The sequence below is a fragment of the Pseudarthrobacter sp. fls2-241-R2A-127 genome (genome assembly GCF_030209355.1).
Classification (GTDB): domain Bacteria; phylum Actinomycetota; class Actinomycetes; order Actinomycetales; family Micrococcaceae; genus Arthrobacter.
Genome location: NZ_JARVSF010000008.1, coordinates 264,785 through 281,163, shown reverse-complemented (window position 1 = coordinate 281,163; position 16,379 = coordinate 264,785). Strand labels below are relative to the sequence as shown.

The following is a 16,379-nucleotide window of genomic DNA, read 5'->3' as shown; positions in this document are numbered from 1 at the left end:
GACGGACGGGCACGAACGCATGAACGGGACACCCAAGGGAGAGCTGGTGTGCAGCGCCGGCGACATCCAGGTCAAGCAGGCGCTGCGCATCCTGGTGGACGGCTACCCTGTGGCCGTCGTCCGGGACTCGATGGGCGAGATCCACGCCATCGGCGATACCTGCTCGCACGCGGACATTTCCCTGTCTGAGGGGGACGTGGAAGGCTGCGCCATCGAGTGCTGGGGGCACGGTTCCCAGTTCGACCTGCGCAGCGGGCAGCCGCTCCAGCTCCCCGCCTACGATCCCGTGCCCGTTTTCGCCGTCGAGCTTGACGGCGACGACGTCTACGTGGACGTCACGAACGTTTTGAACGGCGCGTCAGTAAACAACTACTGAACGCCCGCAGCACCAGACTTACGAACGAAGAAGAAAGAAGAGCATGTCAACTCTTGAGATCAAGGACCTGCACGTCAGCATTGACACGGAGCAGGGCACCAAGGAGATCCTGAAGGGCGTCAGCCTAACCATCCGGACCGGCGAAACGCACGCCATCATGGGCCCCAACGGCTCGGGCAAGTCCACCCTGGCATCCACCATCGCGGGCCACCCCCGCTACACCGTTACCAGCGGTACCATCACCCTGGACGGCGAAGACGTCCTGGCCATGAGTGTCGACGAGCGTGCCCGCGCCGGCGTCTTCCTGGCCATGCAGTACCCGGTGGAGGTTCCCGGCGTCACCATGACCAACTTCCTGCGCACCGCCAAGACCGCCATCGACGGCGAAGCACCCAAGCTGCGTACCTGGACCAAGGACGTCAAGGATGCCATGGGGAAGCTGCGCATCGACGCCGACTTTGCCCAGCGCAACGTCAACGAGGGCTTCTCCGGCGGTGAGAAGAAGCGCGTGGAGATCCTGCAGCTGGAACTCTTCAAGCCCAAGTTCGCCGTGCTGGACGAGACCGACTCCGGCCTGGACGTTGACGCGCTGAAGATTGTCTCCGAGGGCGTCAACCGTGCCCACGCCGAGGGCAACATGGGCACGCTGCTCATCACCCACTACACGCGCATCCTGCGCTACATCAAGCCTGACTTCGTACACGTGTTCGTGGACGGCCAGGTTGTCGAGGAAGGCGGCCCCGAGCTGGCCGACCGCCTCGAGGACGAAGGCTACGACCGTTACGCCAAGGGCGCCGGCGCAGCCACCATCGCGGCTGCCGCCGCGGCACAGGCCTAGTAAGGACTATCTGTCATGACCGAAATCAAGCCGGGCCGTACGGCCCTGGAGGACGTCGAAGAGGCGCTCAAAGACGTCATCGACCCTGAGCTTGGCGTCAACGTGGTGGACCTTGGCCTCCTGTACGGCCTCAAGTACTCCGATGACGACGGCGCGCTCCTGATCGACATGACGCTCACCACCGCCGCCTGCCCGCTCACCGACGTGCTCGAGGAGCAGGTGGGCCAGGCCCTGGACGGTGTTGTGGACGACTGGCGCCTGAACTGGGTATGGATGCCGCCGTGGGGTCCCGAGCGGATCACCGACGACGGCAAGGACCAGATGCGGGCCCTCGGCTTCAACATCTGATCCCCACCGCTGTAGAACGACGACGGCGGGTCACCTTCTCCGTGAAGGTGGCCCGCCGTCGTCGTTAAAGGGTGGGGTTAGAGGGTTGCGGCGCTGAATGTGTCGCACTGTTTGATGTCGCCGGACTGGTAGCCGCGGGCAAACCAGCGCTGGCGTTCCGCGCTGGAACCGTGCGTCCATCCTTCGGGGGAGACCCGCCCCGTGGCAGCCTTCTGGATCCGGTCGTCACCCACGGACGCAGCGGCCGAGAGGGCGTCGTTGACATCCTGCTGGGTGAGCGGTTCCAGGTAAGGCTGGCCGGTGGCCGGATCCGGTGTACTGGAGGCGTATTTGGCCCACAATCCCGCGTAGCAGTCAGCCTGCAGCTCCGTGCGGACAGAGCCGGATTCGGGTCCCTGGGGATCCTGTTGGGCGCGTCCCAGGTCGCCGAGCAGGTTCTGGATGTGGTGGCCGAACTCGTGGGCCACCACATATTCCTGCGCCAGTGGGCCGCCCGAGGAGCCGAACCGGTCCACGAGTTCCTGGAAGAATCCGGGGTCGAAGTACGCGGTGGTGTCAGTGGGGCAGTAGAACGGACCCACGTCCGAGGTCGCAGCGCCGCAGGCGGTGTTGGTGGACCCCTTGAAGATCACTGCCTCGGGCCGGGGATACTGCACGTTGTATTTCTTGAGGTAGCCGGGCCAAAAAGCGTTGAGGCTGTTGACCGTACCCGTGATCCTGCAGTCCAGGCGGGCATCCGCGTCCGCTCCGGTAGTGCAGGCGGGCGCGGTTCCCTGGGATTGCCCGGAGGAACCGGCGTCGGTCAACCCGCCAAGGAGGTTGGGGTTGACGCCCAGCAGGAGGGCTATGAGCAGCACCAGTCCGCCGCCAATCCCGCCCCCGACTTTGACCCCGGTGCCCATGCCCCGGCGGTCCTGGACCTGGGACGGATCCAGCTGCGCGTTGTCGTTGAAACTCATATCGTCACAATACCCGCGGGCCGGAGGCTCAATCCGTGCGGGCCGGTAAAGTTGGTCCGTGCCATTCCTGAACAACATCCAGCGCTGGGCGGAGCAACGGCCGCACGATACCGCCGTGGTGATCGCCGGGCGGCGGCTGGACTGGGCGGAGCTGAGGGATGCTGCCGCGGCACTGGTGGCTGAGACAAACTCGGTGACCACCGTCTGCGAGGCCAATTCCGTGCATTTCGCCGTGAAATTCGCGGCCGCGGTTGCCGGCAGCCGGCAGTGCGCAGTCCTCGATCCTTCCTGGCCCTCCGCCCTGCAGGAGGACATTGTCGGACGGATTGAGGCGTGCGCTGTGCCGGCCCAGGTAGCTCAGGACGACGCCCTGGCCGACGGGCCGCCGGACACCGGATTCCTCATTGGCCTCACCTCGGGAACTACGTCGGTGCCCAAGGCCTTCACCCGTTCGCGGCAGTCCTGGCAGCAGTCCTTTGACGCATCCATTGAGTTCTTCGGCCTCCGCCAGGACGACGTGACCCTTGCCCCCGGTCCGCTGGCGGCCAGCCTGAACCTGTACGCCCTGGCCGAATGCCTTTATGCCGGTTCCGAGTTCCAAACGCTGGAGTCGTTCGACGTCGGCGACGTCCACGCAGCCATCACGCACGACCGCGTTACCCGGCTGGTGCTGGTACCCACCATGCTGCGGATGCTCAGTGAACGCGGCATGACAGGGTGCGTTGACGCGTCCGGTATCCGAACCATCGTTTGTGCCGGTTCCAAACTCGATGCCAGGACCCTGGAGGCTGCCCGGCGCTGGGCACCCAACGCGACGATCTACGAGTACTACGGCGCCTCCGAGCTGAGTTTCGTCTCCGGCCTAGGACTGCCGGCCGGGCAGGCTGCCACGCCTGGTGGCACCGGAATTGGGCGGCCTTTCCCCGGTGTTGACGTCAGGATCCTGGATGACTCCGGTGCCGGTGTGCCGGAAGGCAGCTACGGCAACATCTGTGTGCGCAGCGGCATGGTCAGCAACGGTTATCTGTGGGGAGACGACGGCGAGGCCCTGCGCTCGTTCGGGTCCTGGTACACGGTGGGGGACCAGGGTTATCTTGCTGACGGGGAGCTGCACATCCTGGGCCGGCGCTCGGACATGATCCTTACCGCCGGACGGAACGTCTACCCGCATGAGGTGGAACTGGCGTTGGCCGCTGTTCCGGGAGTGGCGGCCGCCGTGGCTGCCGGCATGCCGGACGACCTGCGCGGCCAGCGCGTGGTGGCTGGCGTGGTCCCGTCCCACGGCGGGATCACCGCCACCCAGCTGCGCACCGGACTGGAGGACATCCTGCCCAGGGACAAGCGGCCGCTGCAGTATTACCTCCTGCCCGAACTCCCCACCACGGACCGGGGCAAGGTCAGCCGCAGCATGCTGCTGGACTGGATCAACGCCAGGGACCCGAGGGTGCGCACCCTTGGTGGCTGAAGACCTCCCGGCGGAGCGGCAGCCGGTCATCATCGCCGCGCTCCGGACACCGGTCTGCCGCATCAACGGCCCGCTGCGCACCTTGCGCTCCCATGAACTCCTCGCGCCGGTCCTGCGGGAGCTGCTGACCGGCGTCGCCCTGGATCCGTCCTCTGTGGACGACGTGATGATCGGAAACGCCGTTGGCGGGGGCGGAAACGTAGCCCGCCTTGCCCTGCTCGAGGCAGGGCTGCCGGTTAACGTACCTGGGCTCACCGTGGACCGGCAGTGCGGTTCCGGGCTGGACGCCATCGTCCTCGCCGCACGGCTGGTGGCCGGCGGCGGCAACCAGGTTTACCTGGCCGGCGGAGTGGAGAGCACCAGCACCGCGCCGTTGCGGGCGTACCGGAACGACGACGGCGAACCGGAGTTCTACCGCCGCGCCCAGTTTGTGCCTTACAGCTTCGGTGATCCGGACATGGGCTTGGCCGCCGAGACGGTGGCGCAGGAATACGGCGTGGGCCGGGACCGGCAGGATGCCTTCGCGCTGGCCAGCCACCGGAAAGCCCTTGCAGCCATGCGGGACGGGCGTTTCAGCGCCGAAACCGTAGCGCTGCCCACCCCCGCGGGGACCGTCACTGCCGATGACGGGCCGCGGGCCGGACTCACCCCGGCGATCATGGCGCGGTTCCCTGCCGCCTTCGTCGCCGGAGGCAGTGTCACCGCCGGGAACTCATGCTTCGACGCGGACGCCGCATCCGCCGTCGTGGTGACATCACTGCGACGGGCACGCGACCTTGGTGTCCGTGATGCCTTGCTGGTGCGGGGGACCCACACCGCCGGGGTTGCTCCAACGGTGCTGGGGATCGGCGCCGCCACCGCGGCCCGCCGGGTGCTGGCGGGGGCGGGTGTCACGGCCGGGGAACTGGACCTGGTCGAATTCAACGAGGCGTTCGCGTCGCAGACGCTGGCATGCCTCGATGAGCTGGGGATCGATTCGAAGCGAGTGAACCTGGACGGCGGGGCCTTGGCCTTGGGACACGCCTACGGGGCATCCGGGGCGGTTTTGGTGACGAGGCTGTTCGCGCAAGCACGAAATTCGGGTGTCCCCGGCACCCTGGCCATGGCGATGATCAGCATGGCGGGCGGAATGGGAACCGCCGCGCTCCTCGAGTACCGGCGCCTGGGCTCCTGAACTGGTTTGCCGCGGGCCGCGTCAGTCCTCGGCGTCGCCCAGGCCGCGGGCGGCGAGCGCTTCCCCCGTTTGCCGGGCATATGCCACGGACGTGATGAAGACCGGCAGGACGAGCGCCCGCGGATTGCGTTCCAGGCCCCTGGCCCGCGCGGAGTCGCGCACGTCCGCGAAGGTTCCCGCGATGTAAGGGATGCTGCGGAGCATGATGCCGATGGTCAGGGCAAAACGCTCGGGATCGGCGCCGAACCTCTCGAACGGGCGTGCCAGCCGGACGACGCCGTCCAGCAGCTGCTGGACGGGCGTGGTGGCGGTGAGCAGGGACGCGGCAACGATGCACACCAGGATGTTCAGGACGATCCGGGCGCCGGTGGGGGCACCCAGCTGCCACCCTTGGAAGATCCCCACCACGAGCAGCACCGGAACCAGCGGCCGGACAGCACCCCACAGCCTCTTCGCGCCGGCGCCGGCCGCCAGGAAGAGTCCACAAAGCGCTGCCAGGACGGCAGCGGAGAGGCGCCAGTCCACGATGACGAAGGATGCCAGGCCGGAGGCAACTACGAGCAGGAATTTCACGGCCAGCGGTGCACGGTGGAGGAACGAGGTGCCCGGCACATAGTTGGCCAGGAGGAAACCGTGGCCCCTCATGGGGTGTCCGTCGCGGCGGGGTCGAGCCCGTTCAGGCACCAGGGCCGGTAGGCCGCCACGGCTTCGGCCGGGGCACCATCGAAGGACACCCGGCCTTGTTCGATGACCAGCACCCGGTCCATCTCGAGGGCCAGGTCCAGGTCGTGGGTGGACATGATGATCTGCTGGTCCAGTCCCGCAAGTGTCCTTCGGAGCAACTCGCGGTTGCGCAGGTCCAGGAGGGTTGAGGGCTCGTCCAGGACCAGGACCTTGGGATCGACGGCCAGGACGGCGGCGAGGGCCATGAGCTGCCGTTCGCCACCGGAGAGTTCGTAGATGCTTTGGTCTGCGAGCTTCAGGAGTCCGAACCGCGCCAGGGCGGCCTCGGCCTGACTCCGTCGCCCGGCAGCGTCCTTCACGGAGCGGCGCAGCGACAGTTCCACGTCTTCACGTCCGGTGGGCATGACCAGCTGGGAGAGCGGGTCGGTGAAGACAAAGCCGACGTTCCGCCTGACGTGCCGGACGGCACGTACCGTGTCGTCGCCGTCGACCGCTACCGTGCCCGAGGTGGGCTGGACAAGCCCGTTGACCAGGCGCAGGAGCGTGGACTTGCCCGAACCGTTGGCGCCAATGACGCCCACGCGTGATTGGTCCAGCCGGAGGGTGACTGCGTCAAGGAGGACCTTGGGGTGCGGGGAGTCGTCCTGTTCAACCGCAACGGTCACCTGGTCGAAAGTCACGGCAGGCATGGCGCGGGTCCTAGGCCTTTCCCGGGATGGCGGCCTGCCGCCGCACGCGGCGGACCAGGACGTCGGGGAAGGCGCGGTGCAGCGCGACGGCGATGGCCGCCGCAAGGACGTTCTTGATGAGGTCACCGGGGTAGAAGACAAGGTCGCCCACGAAGGCCTGCTCCAGGGTTGCCTTGGAGTTCAGTGCGATGCCCAGGATGCCCAGGCTGTGTACCACCACAACGCTGGTGGCCGTGGCGGCGAGGAAGAACCAGAGGGCGCGGGCCTTGGAGGTGCGTTTGATGATGACGGTGGCCAGCCAACCCACCACGCCCGCGGCGATGGGGAAGGCGATGATGTAACCGGCTGAGGGGCCCGCAAGAATGCCCAGGCCGCTGCGGCCCTGACTGAAGATGGGGAGGCCGGCGAGCCCCACAAGGGTGTACAGCCCGACGGCGGCGAGTCCGCGGGCGGGGCCAAGCACCAGTCCGGTAAGCATCACAGCCAGGGTCTGGAACGTGATGGGGACTCCGAAACCGTTCAGGGCCAGCCCCGGAACCAGAGCCGCGCCGGCAACGAGGGCGGCGAAGACGGCGATCAGACCAAGGTCGGTGCCGTTCCAGCGGCGGCGTCCTGTCCGTTGGCTGTTCGATGTGGTGGTACTGGTGTTGCTCATGGCGGTCCTGTCGGGGTTGTACAAGCGGAAATTAATGTACCGCCGACGTTACCGGGGTGGAACGGGGCCCATTTTGTAGGGGCTCCACTAAGCGCGGCGCCTGCTGCGTTGGGGTGGGCACAATGGGCCGGTTTCAGGAAACCTTCCGACGGCGGGCTGCGGCTGAGTCCGGCGGAGCGGTAACGGGAGGGCCCGTTCGCCCCTCGATCGTTCGTGGGCACCCTAAAGGGCGCCGCCGTTCGGGTGTTTACTGGGGAGGTGGGTTCCCCAATTGTGGTGCGTAGGCAAAGGCTCGTGCTTTGGATCGCTATTCTCGCGTCCTTTGTGTCATTTCTCGACAGCAGTGTCATCAACGTGGCGTTGCCGGCCATTACCCGTGAACTCGGCGGTGGCATTACTACGCAGCAATGGGTTGTCGATGCCTACCTGATTACCTTGGGCTCACTGATCCTCGTCGCGGGTTCGCTCTCTGATTTGCTCGGACGCGTTGTGGTCCTTCGCGCAGGCCTGGTGGGATTTGGCGCGACGTCAGTGATGTGTGCCCTGGCACCCACATCGGAGGTGCTGATTCTGGCGAGGGCGCTTCAAGGCGTCGCGGGGGCCCTGCTGGTGCCCAGTTCCCTTGCTTTGATCTCGTCAAACTTTGATGGTGCCGCCCGGGCAAAAGCAATCGGCCATTGGACGGCCGGCACAACCGTGGCATTTATCGCCGGCCCCCTGCTCGGCGGAGTGCTCGTGGATTCAGTGGGCTGGCGCTGGGTCTTCGGAATCAATGTTTTGCCCATCGCTGTGACCCTGTTCATGTTGGGCATTCTGCGGGCTGAGGAAGAGCGAAAGAAAGGCGTACGGATCGACTATCCGGGCGCTGTACTCTGTGTGCTCGGGTTGGCGGGACCTGTCTACGCACTGATAGAACAAGGTAACTATGGTTGGGGAAGCCTGCTTATTCAGATCCCCTTCGCTCTCGGCATCCTTTGCCTCGCCGGATTCATCTGGCGGCAAAAAACTGCGCGCCAGCCTCTCCTGCCCCTTAGCCTCTTCTCCGTCCGGAACTTTGCCGTCGGCAACCTGGCTACCGCCCTCATCTACGCTGCGCTGTCGATCGGGGGATTCATCATCGTGCTCTTCCTCCAGCAGGTTGCCGGGTTTCCGGCCACATTCGCCGCTCTCGCGTTGCTCCCCGTCAGCATCGTCAACATCCTCCTCGCGTCATGGTTCGGCTCATTGGCCGGAAAGTTCGGCCCGCGGTGGTTCATGGCGCTGGGCCCAGTTGTCGCCGGCATCGGCTACATCCTTATGCTCGCGTCCGAAACACCTGTCAACTACTGGACGCAGCTGATGCCAGGGATCTTGCTGTTCGCTGTCGGGCTCTCGGCGACCGTCGCACCGCTGACCGCCGCCATTCTCGGGTCGGTTTCCGAACAACAGGCCGGCATCGGCTCGGCATTGAATAATGCCGTCAGCCGGGTTGCGGGCTTGCTCGGCATCGCCCTGGTGGGCCTGGTGGTGGGCAACAAACTTGAACTCGATGGATTTCACCGGATGCTGGCAGTGACGGCGGTGTTGCTGGTCCTTGGCGGCGTTGTTTCCGCGGTCGGCATCCAGAACCACAACCCCCGCCGTGAGGCCCCGTAGAAGAGCGAGGCACCTCGACTTCTACAGTCTGACGTACATCCGCGGCCTTAGATAGATCATTGTGTTCGCCGAGGAACTGCAAAAGGGCTGAGAGGGAGGGCTGCAATATACTCCGAACATGCCCATCACGCACCCTCCCCTGAATACCCAACGTACCGGCCCCAAGCTGCGCGGGGTCCGGCTTTGAGCGGCGGCCTGGTCGCCCTGCTGGATGACGTGGCAGCCCTGGCCCGGATCGCCGCCGCCTCCGTGGACGACGTCGCCGCCGGAGCCGCAAAGGCCGGGGCAAAAGCCGCGGGCGTCGTCATCGATGACGCCGCCGTCACCCCGCAGTACGTCTCAGGAGCGGACCCGTCCCGGGAACTGCCCATGATCAAGAAGATCTTCTGGGGCTCCATCCGAAACAAACTCCTGATCATTCTCCCGGCCCTGCTGCTCATCAGCGCCTTCGTCCCCGGCATTATCCCGTTCATCCTCATGCTCGGCGGCTCCTACCTTTGCTACGAAGGCGCGGAGAAGGTCTGGCACAAGCTCCGCGGCGGCCACCACGAGGCCGGGCAAGCCCCCGCTGTGGAGCGCGGCCGCGACGCCGAGGCAAAGGTGGTCAAGGGGGCCATCACCACCGACTTCATCCTCTCCTGCGAGATCATGGTCATTTCGATGAACGAGGTGGCAACGGAGTCCATCTGGGTCCGCGCGTTCATCCTGGTCCTGGTCGCCTTCGCCATCACGGTTCTGGTGTACGGCGCAGTGGCCCTCATCGTGAAGATGGACGATATCGGCCTGCACCTGATGGCCAAGGACTCGGCGCGTTCCAAGCGCATCGGTGAACTGCTGGTGAAGGGAATGCCGGCTGTCCTCGCCGCGATCACCCTGGTGGGAACATTCGCCATGCTCTGGGTCGGCGGCCACATCATGCTCCAGGGTGCCCACGATCTCGGCTGGCATGCCCCCTACGACCTGGTCCACGTCCTGGAGCACCCGGTGGAAACCGTCCCCGTAGTCGGCGCTCTGCTCGCCTGGATCGTCAACACCCTGTGCTCTGCCGTGCTGGGACTCGCCTGGGGCTTGGTGGTCATGGCCGTCGTCGGCCCGGTGATAAAGGTGCTGCCCTTCGGCAGGTCCAAAGAAGGTCACGAAGAACACACCGAAACCAGCAGGGCCGCCGGCCAACTCCGGGGGACGCGCCAGGGCTGAGTACAGCGGGAAGTACGCAATTCGTCCCGAAAACCGCGCGGCCCGCCCATTGAAATTGCGGCGGGCCGCTGGACGGTAGACTGGACTGTGCCGTTCTCCGGCCGTTTACCGCCCCGCCCAACCACAGACGCTCCGGGCCGCGGCTTATCCCTGTTTGTGAAAGGCCTTACCTGCTGTGATTACTGTCCAGGATCTTGAACTGCGTGCCGGCGCCCGGCTCCTCATGGATCAGGTGAGCTTCCGCATCGACAAAGGCGACAAGATCGGCCTGGTGGGCCGGAACGGAGCCGGCAAGACCACACTGACACGCGTCCTGGCAGGGGAGGGCCTTCCGGCCGCCGGCAAAGTCACCCGCAGCGGTGAAATCGGCTACCTGCCGCAGGATCCGCGGACTCCCGACATGGAGCAGCTGGCCCGGGACCGCATCCTCTCCGCGCGCGGACTTGATGTCGTCGTCGGCAAACTCCGCAAGGCCCACGACGAGATGGCCAGCGAGGACGCGGACATCCAGCGGAAGGCCATGAACCGCTACGACCGGCTGGAATCGGAATTCCTGGCCGCCGGCGGTTACGCGGCCGAGGCTGAAGCGGCGTCCATCTGTTCCAACCTCGCGCTCCCGGACCGTCTGCTGAACCAGCCGCTGAAGACGCTTTCCGGCGGCCAGCGTCGCCGTGTGGAACTGGCCCGCATCCTGTACTCCGACGCAGAGACGATGCTCCTGGACGAACCCACCAACCACCTCGACGCCGACTCCATCGCCTGGCTGCGTGACTTCCTGAAGAACCACCAGGGCGGCCTGATCGTCATCAGCCACGACACTGACCTGCTCGAAGCCACCGTCAATAAGGTGTTCCTGCTGGACGCCAACCGCGCCCAGATCGACTTCTACAACATGGACTGGAAGCGTTACCTCCAGCAACGCGAAACGGATGAGCGCGCCCGCAAGCGTGAACGCGCCAACGCCGAAAAGAAAGCCCAGGTCCTCATGGACCAGGCCAACAAGATGCGGGCCAAAGCCACCAAGGCCGTTGCCGCGCAGAACATGGCCAAGCGCGCCGAACGCCTGCTCAGCGGCCTGGAAGCGGTCCGCGAGCAGGATCGCGTGGCAGCGCTGCGGTTCCCTGACCCGTCGCCGTGCGGCAAGACCCCGCTCACCGCGGACGGACTCAGCAAATCCTACGGTTCGCTGGAAATCTTCACCGACGTGGACCTGGCCATCGACCGCGGCTCCAAGGTGGTCATCCTGGGGCTCAACGGCGCCGGCAAGACCACGCTGCTGCGAATGCTCGCCGGCGTGGACGCCCCCGACACCGGTGAAGTCATCCCGGGCCACGGGCTCAAAGTGGGCTACTACGCCCAGGAACACGAAACACTGGACCACGACCGCACGGTGCTCGAGAACATGCGATCCTCCGCGCCGGACATGAAAGACGCGGAGGTCCGCGGCATCCTGGGCTCGTTCCTGTTCTCCGGAGACGACGTCGACAAGCCTGCCGGCGTGCTTTCCGGCGGTGAGAAGACCCGCCTGGCCCTGGCCACCATCGTGGCCTCCAGTGCCAACGTCCTCCTCCTCGACGAGCCCACCAACAACCTGGACCCCGCCAGCCGCGCCGAAATCCTCGGCGCGCTCCGGAACTACACCGGTGCGGTCGTCCTGGTCAGCCACGACGAGGGCGCTGTCGAAGCCCTCAACCCGGAACGCGTTGTCATGCTTCCGGACGGCGTGGAAGACCTCTGGAACGAGGACTACCTGGACCTGATTACGCTGGCCTAGCTGTCCTGAGCGTGAGGGCTGCGTTCGCACCCCCGGCCGCAGGGTTCGACTTTCGTTGCCTGGTTCGGCTCGTCGCGTCGGGGTGACTCCTCTGGCGTTCGCGCCGGCTTGCCGGGCACGAGCGCAGCAGCGTGGGTGATTTACGTAGCGTGCGTCAAAGGCGAGGAACGAGCCAGCACGCGGGAAATCACGCACGTTGCGAAGCGGACGGAAGACACGCAACTGGCCAAGGGACCGCCGTCGTGCTTCCCCATGTCCTAGAACCCCTGTGCGTCCAGGAGGGCGTCTTCCTCTTCCTCGGCCGTCGCCTTGGAGCGCTTCCGCGGCGTTACCGGCCGACGGCGGGCGGCCGGGACAGCGGAATGCACCGCTCCGTCAGCGAGCGGCTCCTCATCATCCTCGGCGTCAATTGCTGCGTTGCGTGCCTGCTGCCGGGCCGCGTAGCCGAAGCCGACAAACATGAGCACACCGAAAGCGAACCACTGAAGCGAGTAGGAAAGGTGCGTCCCCTCGTCGGTTGACGGTTTGGGAAATGCGACGGGCATGTCAGCAACAGCCGGCGTCTCCGAGGCCAGCTGGCCGTACGCACCGGTGAACAGCGGATAGCCGAGCTGCGCCGCATAGGTGGGCAGGTCGATGGAGGCCAACTGCCCCGTAGGTGCCCCCCGCTGAAGCTCCGGCTCGCCATGCTTCAAACGCACGACGGCGGTCACCTCACCGGCCGGGGGCGCCGGCACCGAATCCGGGCTGCCGGGATTCTTGTTTCCGATGGGCAGCCAGCCCCGGTCGATCACCACAGTTTCGCCGCTGTCCAACCGGAACGGAACAACAACCTCATACCCGGGTTGGCCGTTGAGGGGCCGGTTCCTCACGACCCGCTGTGCGGCAGCATCGTAGGTTCCCTTGAGCTCAACCTGGGTCCACTCCTTGGCCGGGTCCAGCTGGGCGAATTGGTCCTTCGCCTGGGAGAAAGGGATGGGCGTGGCCGAATAGTTGTTGACCACACGGTTGATTTCGGCCAGGGTCTCGGCGCGGCGGTCCATCTGCCAGCGGCCAAGGAAAACACAAGCCGTGGCAAAGATGGCGGCCAGCAGCAAATAGCCCAGCCATTTGCTGGAGAAGAGGAAACGGTACATTCAGATGTCCTGCTCCACTGGGGCGGCGTCCGCCGGCAGGGGAAGGGTTTCCTTCCAGAGGCCCCGTGTTTGCAGGTATTCCTCCAGCCAGTCCCGATGCTCGGCGCAGGCCAGCCAGGTCTTCCGCCGCTCGGGAGCATGGATCTTGGGGTTGTTCCACAGGAGCTGCCAGGACGCCTCTGCCCTGCAGGCTTTCCGTGAGCAGAGGGCTGCCGCCTCCGAGGCCACGTCCGATCCTGCTGCGAAATCGAAGATGCTCATGGCGCCTGCCGCCCCTCTCCCTGTTCCTCGTCCTCTGTTACCAGTTCACCCTGAAGCAGCGCACTGCCGGCTTCTTCGTCCTCGGCCGGCGGAGCCGGGCTTTCGAGTTCGGCCAGGGGCGCGGAATCGATCAGCAGGTCGCTGTGCCCCTCTGCTTTGTCGTTGCCGTTGGCTATGACCACCGCCACCCAAGGCAGGAAGACCGCACCGGCCACGGCAATGATCTTGAACCAGCCGTCCACCACGAAAATCAGCACCAGGCACACCATGCGGATGCCCATCGCCAGGGCGTACTTGATCATCCGCTGGCGCATATCCTCCGAATGAGATCCAGCAGCTTCGGTAATGCTGTGTACCTCGGTATCGCCGGAGAAACGGTCCGGTTCTCCGGGCGCGGAATGTCCCGCATGGTTTTCAAGGGTCACGGTGAATAATCACGCTCCAAAGGCTTCCCTCAATTCTCGCACCATCGGCAGTGCTGCCCAAACCCATACCGGGCCTGCCGCTAAGATCGGAGGCAGCCCAAAGCACTCACCGCAACCGCGGCCCAGCCTGCCGCAGAAAACCGGAGCCCTCTATGACTGAAGCAGTTTCCGCAGCCCGCAGCGTCCTGATCACCGGCGGAAACCGCGGTATCGGCCTGGCCATCGCACAGGCATTCCTGGCCAACGGCGACAAAGTGGCCGTGACCTACCGCAGTGAATCGCAGCTGCCGGAAGGGATCCTTGGCGTCAAGGCCGACGTGACGGATGAGGCATCCGTGGACGCCGCGTTCCAGGAAGTGGAAGCCGCCCACGGTCCGGTGGAAGTTCTGGTGGCCAACGCCGGCATCACCAAGGACACCTTGCTGCTGCGCATGAGCGAGAACGACTTCACCTCCGTCATCGATACCAACCTCACCGGTGCGTTCCGCGTCATCAAGCGCGCGTCCAAGGGCATGATCCGGCTCCGCAAGGGCCGCGTGGTCCTGATCTCCTCGGTGTCCGGCCTGTACGGCGCTCCGGGCCAGATCAACTACTCCGCGTCCAAAGCCGGCCTGGTGGGCATCGCCCGGTCGCTCACCCGTGAGCTGGGTTCACGCGGCATCACCGCCAACGTGGTGGCCCCCGGTTTCATCAACACGGATATGACCGCCGAACTCCCCGAAGCTACCCAGAAGGACTACCTGGCCAGCATTCCGGCCGGCCGCTTCGCCGAAGCGTCCGAGGTTGCCAATGTGGTCCGTTGGATCGCCAGCGACGAAGCCGCCTACATCTCAGGGGCTGTCATCCCGGTGGACGGCGGCCTGGGCATGGGGCACTGACCGGCCCGGCTGACGGTCCTGCATGCACTAGCCCGGTGGCCCTTATTTGTCGACGTTGGACAAAGGCATTGGGGACAGCCGCTGGCATGATGGACTGCAGGCCACAACGATTTGGATGTTTCGAACAAAGGAAGCTCGTATGGGACTGCTGGACAACAAGACGGCCATCGTCACCGGATCATCGCGGGGCATCGGCGCCGATGTAGCCAAGATCCTCGCCTCGGAAGGCGCCGCCGTCGTCGTAAATTACCGCCAGAAGGCGCCCCGCGCCAACAAAGTGGTGCAGGGAATCGAGGCGGAGGGCGGCCGTGCCGTAGCCATCGGTGCCGACCTCACCACACAGGAGGGCGTGCAGGCACTGGCCAGCGCAGCCATGGAAAACTTCGGGTCCCTGGACATCCTGGTCCTGAACGCCTCCGGAGGCATGGAAACCGGGATGGGGGAGGACTACGCCCTCAAGCTGAACCGCGACGCGCAGGTAAACATGCTCAACGCCGCGGTTCCCCTCATGAGGGAAGGCTCCCGCGTGGTGTTCGTCACCAGCCACCAGGCCCACTTCATCAACAGCGTTCCCACCATGGAAGCGTACGAGCCCGTTGCGCGCAGCAAGCGCGCCGGTGAGGACGCCCTCCGGGAGCTGATCCCCAACCTCGCGGAGAAAGGCATCTCCCTGGTGGTGGTCTCCGGAGACATGATCGAAGGCACCGTCACAGCCACGCTTCTGGACCGCTCCACGCCAGGTGCCATCGAGGCACGCCGCGCCGAAGCCGGGAAGCTGTACTCCGTGGAGGAATTCGCCCAGGTTGTGGCCGGTATGGCAACGGCCGACGTCGAGTCCGGCCACACCGAGTACGCGGGCGGCGCAGACTACTTCGGCAAGGGCGTCCAGTAACCGCCCGCTGTTTCACCCCTTAAACCCCTGATGGGCTCCGCCAAGCGGGGCCCATCAGGGGTTTAACGGGGGCTCACACGCCGGCGATGTAGCGGACCGCGTCCAGGTACGGCAGGTTTACTGCGGCATCCGCTACCGCCCTCACGGCCGGCTTGGCGTTGAATGCCACCCCAATGCCGGCCGCGCCGAGCATGTCCAGGTCGTTGGCGCCGTCACCCACGGCAACGGTGTTTTCGAGGGCGATGCCCTCCGCCGCGGCCCACTCGCGCAGGTACTTCTCCTTCGCGGCCCGGTCCACCACCGCGCCGAGCACCTTGCCGGTCAGCGCACCTTCCACGATTTCGAGTTCGTTGGCCTGCCAGTAGTCCAGGCCAAGGTCCGCGGCGATCGGCGCGAGGATCTGGTTGAAACCACCGGAGACCACAGCAACCACGTGGCCTGCGGCCTTGAACGCCGCCACCAGTTCGGCGGCGCCTTCGCTGAGTTTCACTTCGTGGCGGACGGAATTGACGACGTCGGCCGGCAGCCCCGCGAGGACCGCCACCCGGGCGTGGAGGGACTGCGCGAAATCCAGTTCCCCGCGCATGGCGGCTTCGGTCACAGCGGCCACTTCTTCTCGCTTGCCGGCATAGGCAGCCAGCAATTCGATGACCTCCTGCTGGATCAGGGTGGAATCGACGTCCATGATCAGCAGCTTCCGTTCAGCGGCGCGCAGGGCCGCCGGCACCAGGGCGGTGTCAAACCCCCCGATCGCGGCCTCCGCCACGGCCCGCCGGAGGGCCGCGAGTCCGGCCGCCGTCGCGTCCGGAAGTGCGAGGTCAGCCACGGACACCTGGTAGCGGCCGTCACCCATTTGACTCTCGGACAGCACCTGGGCGCCCTGTGCGGCAAGGACGGAACGCAGCTGCTCCAGCCCGTTGGGGGTCATATTCTGGCCGTAGCTGACCGCAGTCACGTTCGAAGTCATGCCTGCAATCTTATCGAGCGGCAAGG

Annotated in this window: 18 protein-coding genes; 10 read left to right on the top strand and 8 right to left on the bottom strand. The window is 65.7% G+C overall.

The genetic code is table 11. The features are described from left to right. Nucleotides 1–19 precede the first annotated feature (19 nt). From QRN53_RS05940 to QRN53_RS05930, 3 genes are read left to right on the top strand one after another with little or no spacing between them, the layout of a single operon-like run. Nucleotides 20–376: a non-heme iron oxygenase ferredoxin subunit gene (locus tag QRN53_RS05940; RefSeq protein ID WP_285243085.1), complete on the top strand. Its 357-nt coding sequence runs from the start codon at nt 20–22 to the stop codon at nt 374–376. 43 nt (nt 377–419) lie between these two features. Continuing rightward, a complete protein-coding gene (sufC, locus tag QRN53_RS05935; protein ID WP_285243084.1) occupies nt 420–1,214 on the top strand; it encodes a Fe-S cluster assembly ATPase SufC in 795 nt (264 codons plus the stop codon). Between the two features lie 15 nt (nt 1,215–1,229). Continuing rightward, entirely contained in the window at nt 1,230–1,562 is a 333-nt protein-coding gene (locus QRN53_RS05930) for a metal-sulfur cluster assembly factor (RefSeq protein WP_018761278.1), read from the top strand. A gap of 77 nt (nt 1,563–1,639) precedes the next feature. Here QRN53_RS05930 and ypfJ read toward each other — a convergent pair whose 3' ends face one another. Further along, nucleotides 1,640–2,521 carry a KPN_02809 family neutral zinc metallopeptidase gene (gene ypfJ, locus QRN53_RS05925; RefSeq protein ID WP_285243083.1) on the bottom strand — a complete coding sequence of 294 codons (882 nt, stop codon included), beginning with the start codon at nt 2,519–2,521 and terminating at the stop codon, nt 1,640–1,642. Between the two features lie 58 nt (nt 2,522–2,579). Here ypfJ and QRN53_RS05920 point away from each other — a divergent pair, with 58 nt between their 5' ends. Continuing rightward, nucleotides 2,580–3,986: a class I adenylate-forming enzyme family protein gene (locus QRN53_RS05920; protein WP_285243082.1), complete on the top strand. Its 1,407-nt coding sequence runs from the start codon at nt 2,580–2,582 to the stop codon at nt 3,984–3,986. After that, nucleotides 3,976–5,160, top strand: a complete 1,185-nt coding sequence (locus QRN53_RS05915) for a thiolase family protein (protein ID WP_285243081.1) — start codon at nt 3,976–3,978, stop codon at nt 5,158–5,160. Before QRN53_RS05920 ends, QRN53_RS05915 begins: the two co-directional genes overlap by 11 nt. A 21-nt stretch (nt 5,161–5,181) precedes the next feature. Here the strand turns inward: QRN53_RS05915 and QRN53_RS05910 are convergent, their stop codons facing one another. The 3 genes from QRN53_RS05910 to QRN53_RS05900 are packed head-to-tail and all read right to left on the bottom strand — an operon-like array spanning nt 5,182 to nt 7,188. Continuing rightward, the gene (locus QRN53_RS05910; RefSeq protein WP_285243080.1) at nt 5,182–5,805 is read right to left on the bottom strand and encodes an energy-coupling factor transporter transmembrane component T family protein; all 624 of its coding nucleotides are present in this window, start codon (nt 5,803–5,805) and stop codon (nt 5,182–5,184) included. Then, the gene (locus QRN53_RS05905) at nt 5,802–6,533 is read right to left on the bottom strand and encodes an energy-coupling factor ABC transporter ATP-binding protein (protein ID WP_285243079.1); all 732 of its coding nucleotides are present in this window, start codon (nt 6,531–6,533) and stop codon (nt 5,802–5,804) included. The genes QRN53_RS05910 and QRN53_RS05905 overlap by 4 nt, the downstream gene beginning before the upstream one ends. A gap of 10 nt (nt 6,534–6,543) precedes the next feature. Continuing rightward, nucleotides 6,544–7,188, bottom strand: a complete 645-nt coding sequence (locus tag QRN53_RS05900; protein ID WP_285243078.1) for a biotin transporter BioY — start codon at nt 7,186–7,188, stop codon at nt 6,544–6,546. A 213-nt stretch (nt 7,189–7,401) separates the two neighbouring features. On the opposite strand from QRN53_RS05900, the gene QRN53_RS05895 reads away from it, so the two are divergent. From QRN53_RS05895 to QRN53_RS05885, 3 genes are all read left to right on the top strand, one after another. Continuing rightward, complete coding sequence (locus tag QRN53_RS05895) at nt 7,402–8,823, top strand: MFS transporter (protein WP_350224159.1); 1,422 nt, start codon at nt 7,402–7,404, stop codon at nt 8,821–8,823. Nucleotides 8,824–9,006: 183 nt separating this feature from the next. Continuing rightward, on the top strand, nt 9,007–10,020 hold the full coding sequence (locus tag QRN53_RS05890) for a DUF808 domain-containing protein (RefSeq protein ID WP_285243076.1): 1,014 nt from the start codon (nt 9,007–9,009) through the stop codon (nt 10,018–10,020). Nucleotides 10,021–10,195: 175 nt separating this feature from the next. Further along, on the top strand, nt 10,196–11,794 hold the full coding sequence (locus tag QRN53_RS05885) for an ABC-F family ATP-binding cassette domain-containing protein (protein ID WP_285243075.1): 1,599 nt from the start codon (nt 10,196–10,198) through the stop codon (nt 11,792–11,794). Nucleotides 11,795–12,051: 257 nt separating this feature from the next. Here the strand turns inward: QRN53_RS05885 and QRN53_RS05880 are convergent, their stop codons facing one another. From QRN53_RS05880 to QRN53_RS05870, 3 genes are read right to left on the bottom strand one after another with little or no spacing between them, the layout of a single operon-like run. Beyond that, a complete protein-coding gene (locus tag QRN53_RS05880; RefSeq protein WP_285243074.1) occupies nt 12,052–12,930 on the bottom strand; it encodes an SURF1 family cytochrome oxidase biogenesis protein in 879 nt (292 codons plus the stop codon). Further along, nucleotides 12,931–13,191, bottom strand: a complete 261-nt coding sequence (locus tag QRN53_RS05875; protein WP_285243073.1) for a hypothetical protein — start codon at nt 13,189–13,191, stop codon at nt 12,931–12,933. Next, nucleotides 13,188–13,616, bottom strand: coding sequence for a DUF3099 domain-containing protein (locus QRN53_RS05870; protein ID WP_285243072.1), 429 nt, complete (start codon nt 13,614–13,616; stop codon nt 13,188–13,190). The genes QRN53_RS05875 and QRN53_RS05870 overlap by 4 nt, the downstream gene beginning before the upstream one ends. 152 nt (nt 13,617–13,768) lie before the next feature. Here QRN53_RS05870 and QRN53_RS05865 point away from each other — a divergent pair, with 152 nt between their 5' ends. Both QRN53_RS05865 and QRN53_RS05860 read left to right on the top strand, forming a co-directional pair. Next, the gene (locus QRN53_RS05865; RefSeq protein ID WP_285243071.1) at nt 13,769–14,494 is read left to right on the top strand and encodes a beta-ketoacyl-ACP reductase; all 726 of its coding nucleotides are present in this window, start codon (nt 13,769–13,771) and stop codon (nt 14,492–14,494) included. A 139-nt stretch (nt 14,495–14,633) separates the two neighbouring features. Further along, nucleotides 14,634–15,386, top strand: coding sequence for an SDR family oxidoreductase (locus QRN53_RS05860; RefSeq protein ID WP_285243070.1), 753 nt, complete (start codon nt 14,634–14,636; stop codon nt 15,384–15,386). Between the two features lie 73 nt (nt 15,387–15,459). Here the strand turns inward: QRN53_RS05860 and serB are convergent, their stop codons facing one another. Further along, a complete protein-coding gene (gene serB / locus QRN53_RS05855) occupies nt 15,460–16,353 on the bottom strand; it encodes a phosphoserine phosphatase SerB (RefSeq protein WP_285243069.1) in 894 nt (297 codons plus the stop codon). Between the last annotated feature and the right edge of the window lie 26 nt (nt 16,354–16,379).

Coding starts and splice junctions, on each gene's coding strand:
- QRN53_RS05940 (WP_285243085.1), top strand. CDS start 20: ATGAACGGGACACCCAAGGGAGAGCTGGTGTGCAGCGCCGGCGACATC.
- QRN53_RS05865 (WP_285243071.1), top strand. CDS start 13,769: ATGACTGAAGCAGTTTCCGCAGCCCGCAGCGTCCTGATCACCGGCGGA.
- serB (WP_285243069.1), bottom strand. CDS start 16,353: ATGACTTCGAACGTGACTGCGGTCAGCTACGGCCAGAATATGACCCCC.
- sufC (WP_285243084.1), top strand. CDS start 420: ATGTCAACTCTTGAGATCAAGGACCTGCACGTCAGCATTGACACGGAG.
- QRN53_RS05880 (WP_285243074.1), bottom strand. CDS start 12,930: ATGTACCGTTTCCTCTTCTCCAGCAAATGGCTGGGCTATTTGCTGCTG.
- QRN53_RS05860 (WP_285243070.1), top strand. CDS start 14,634: ATGGGACTGCTGGACAACAAGACGGCCATCGTCACCGGATCATCGCGG.
- QRN53_RS05875 (WP_285243073.1), bottom strand. CDS start 13,191: ATGAGCATCTTCGATTTCGCAGCAGGATCGGACGTGGCCTCGGAGGCG.
- QRN53_RS05900 (WP_285243078.1), bottom strand. CDS start 7,188: ATGAGCAACACCAGTACCACCACATCGAACAGCCAACGGACAGGACGC.
- QRN53_RS05930 (WP_018761278.1), top strand. CDS start 1,230: ATGACCGAAATCAAGCCGGGCCGTACGGCCCTGGAGGACGTCGAAGAG.
- QRN53_RS05910 (WP_285243080.1), bottom strand. CDS start 5,805: ATGAGGGGCCACGGTTTCCTCCTGGCCAACTATGTGCCGGGCACCTCG.
- QRN53_RS05905 (WP_285243079.1), bottom strand. CDS start 6,533: ATGCCTGCCGTGACTTTCGACCAGGTGACCGTTGCGGTTGAACAGGAC.
- ypfJ (WP_285243083.1), bottom strand. CDS start 2,521: ATGAGTTTCAACGACAACGCGCAGCTGGATCCGTCCCAGGTCCAGGAC.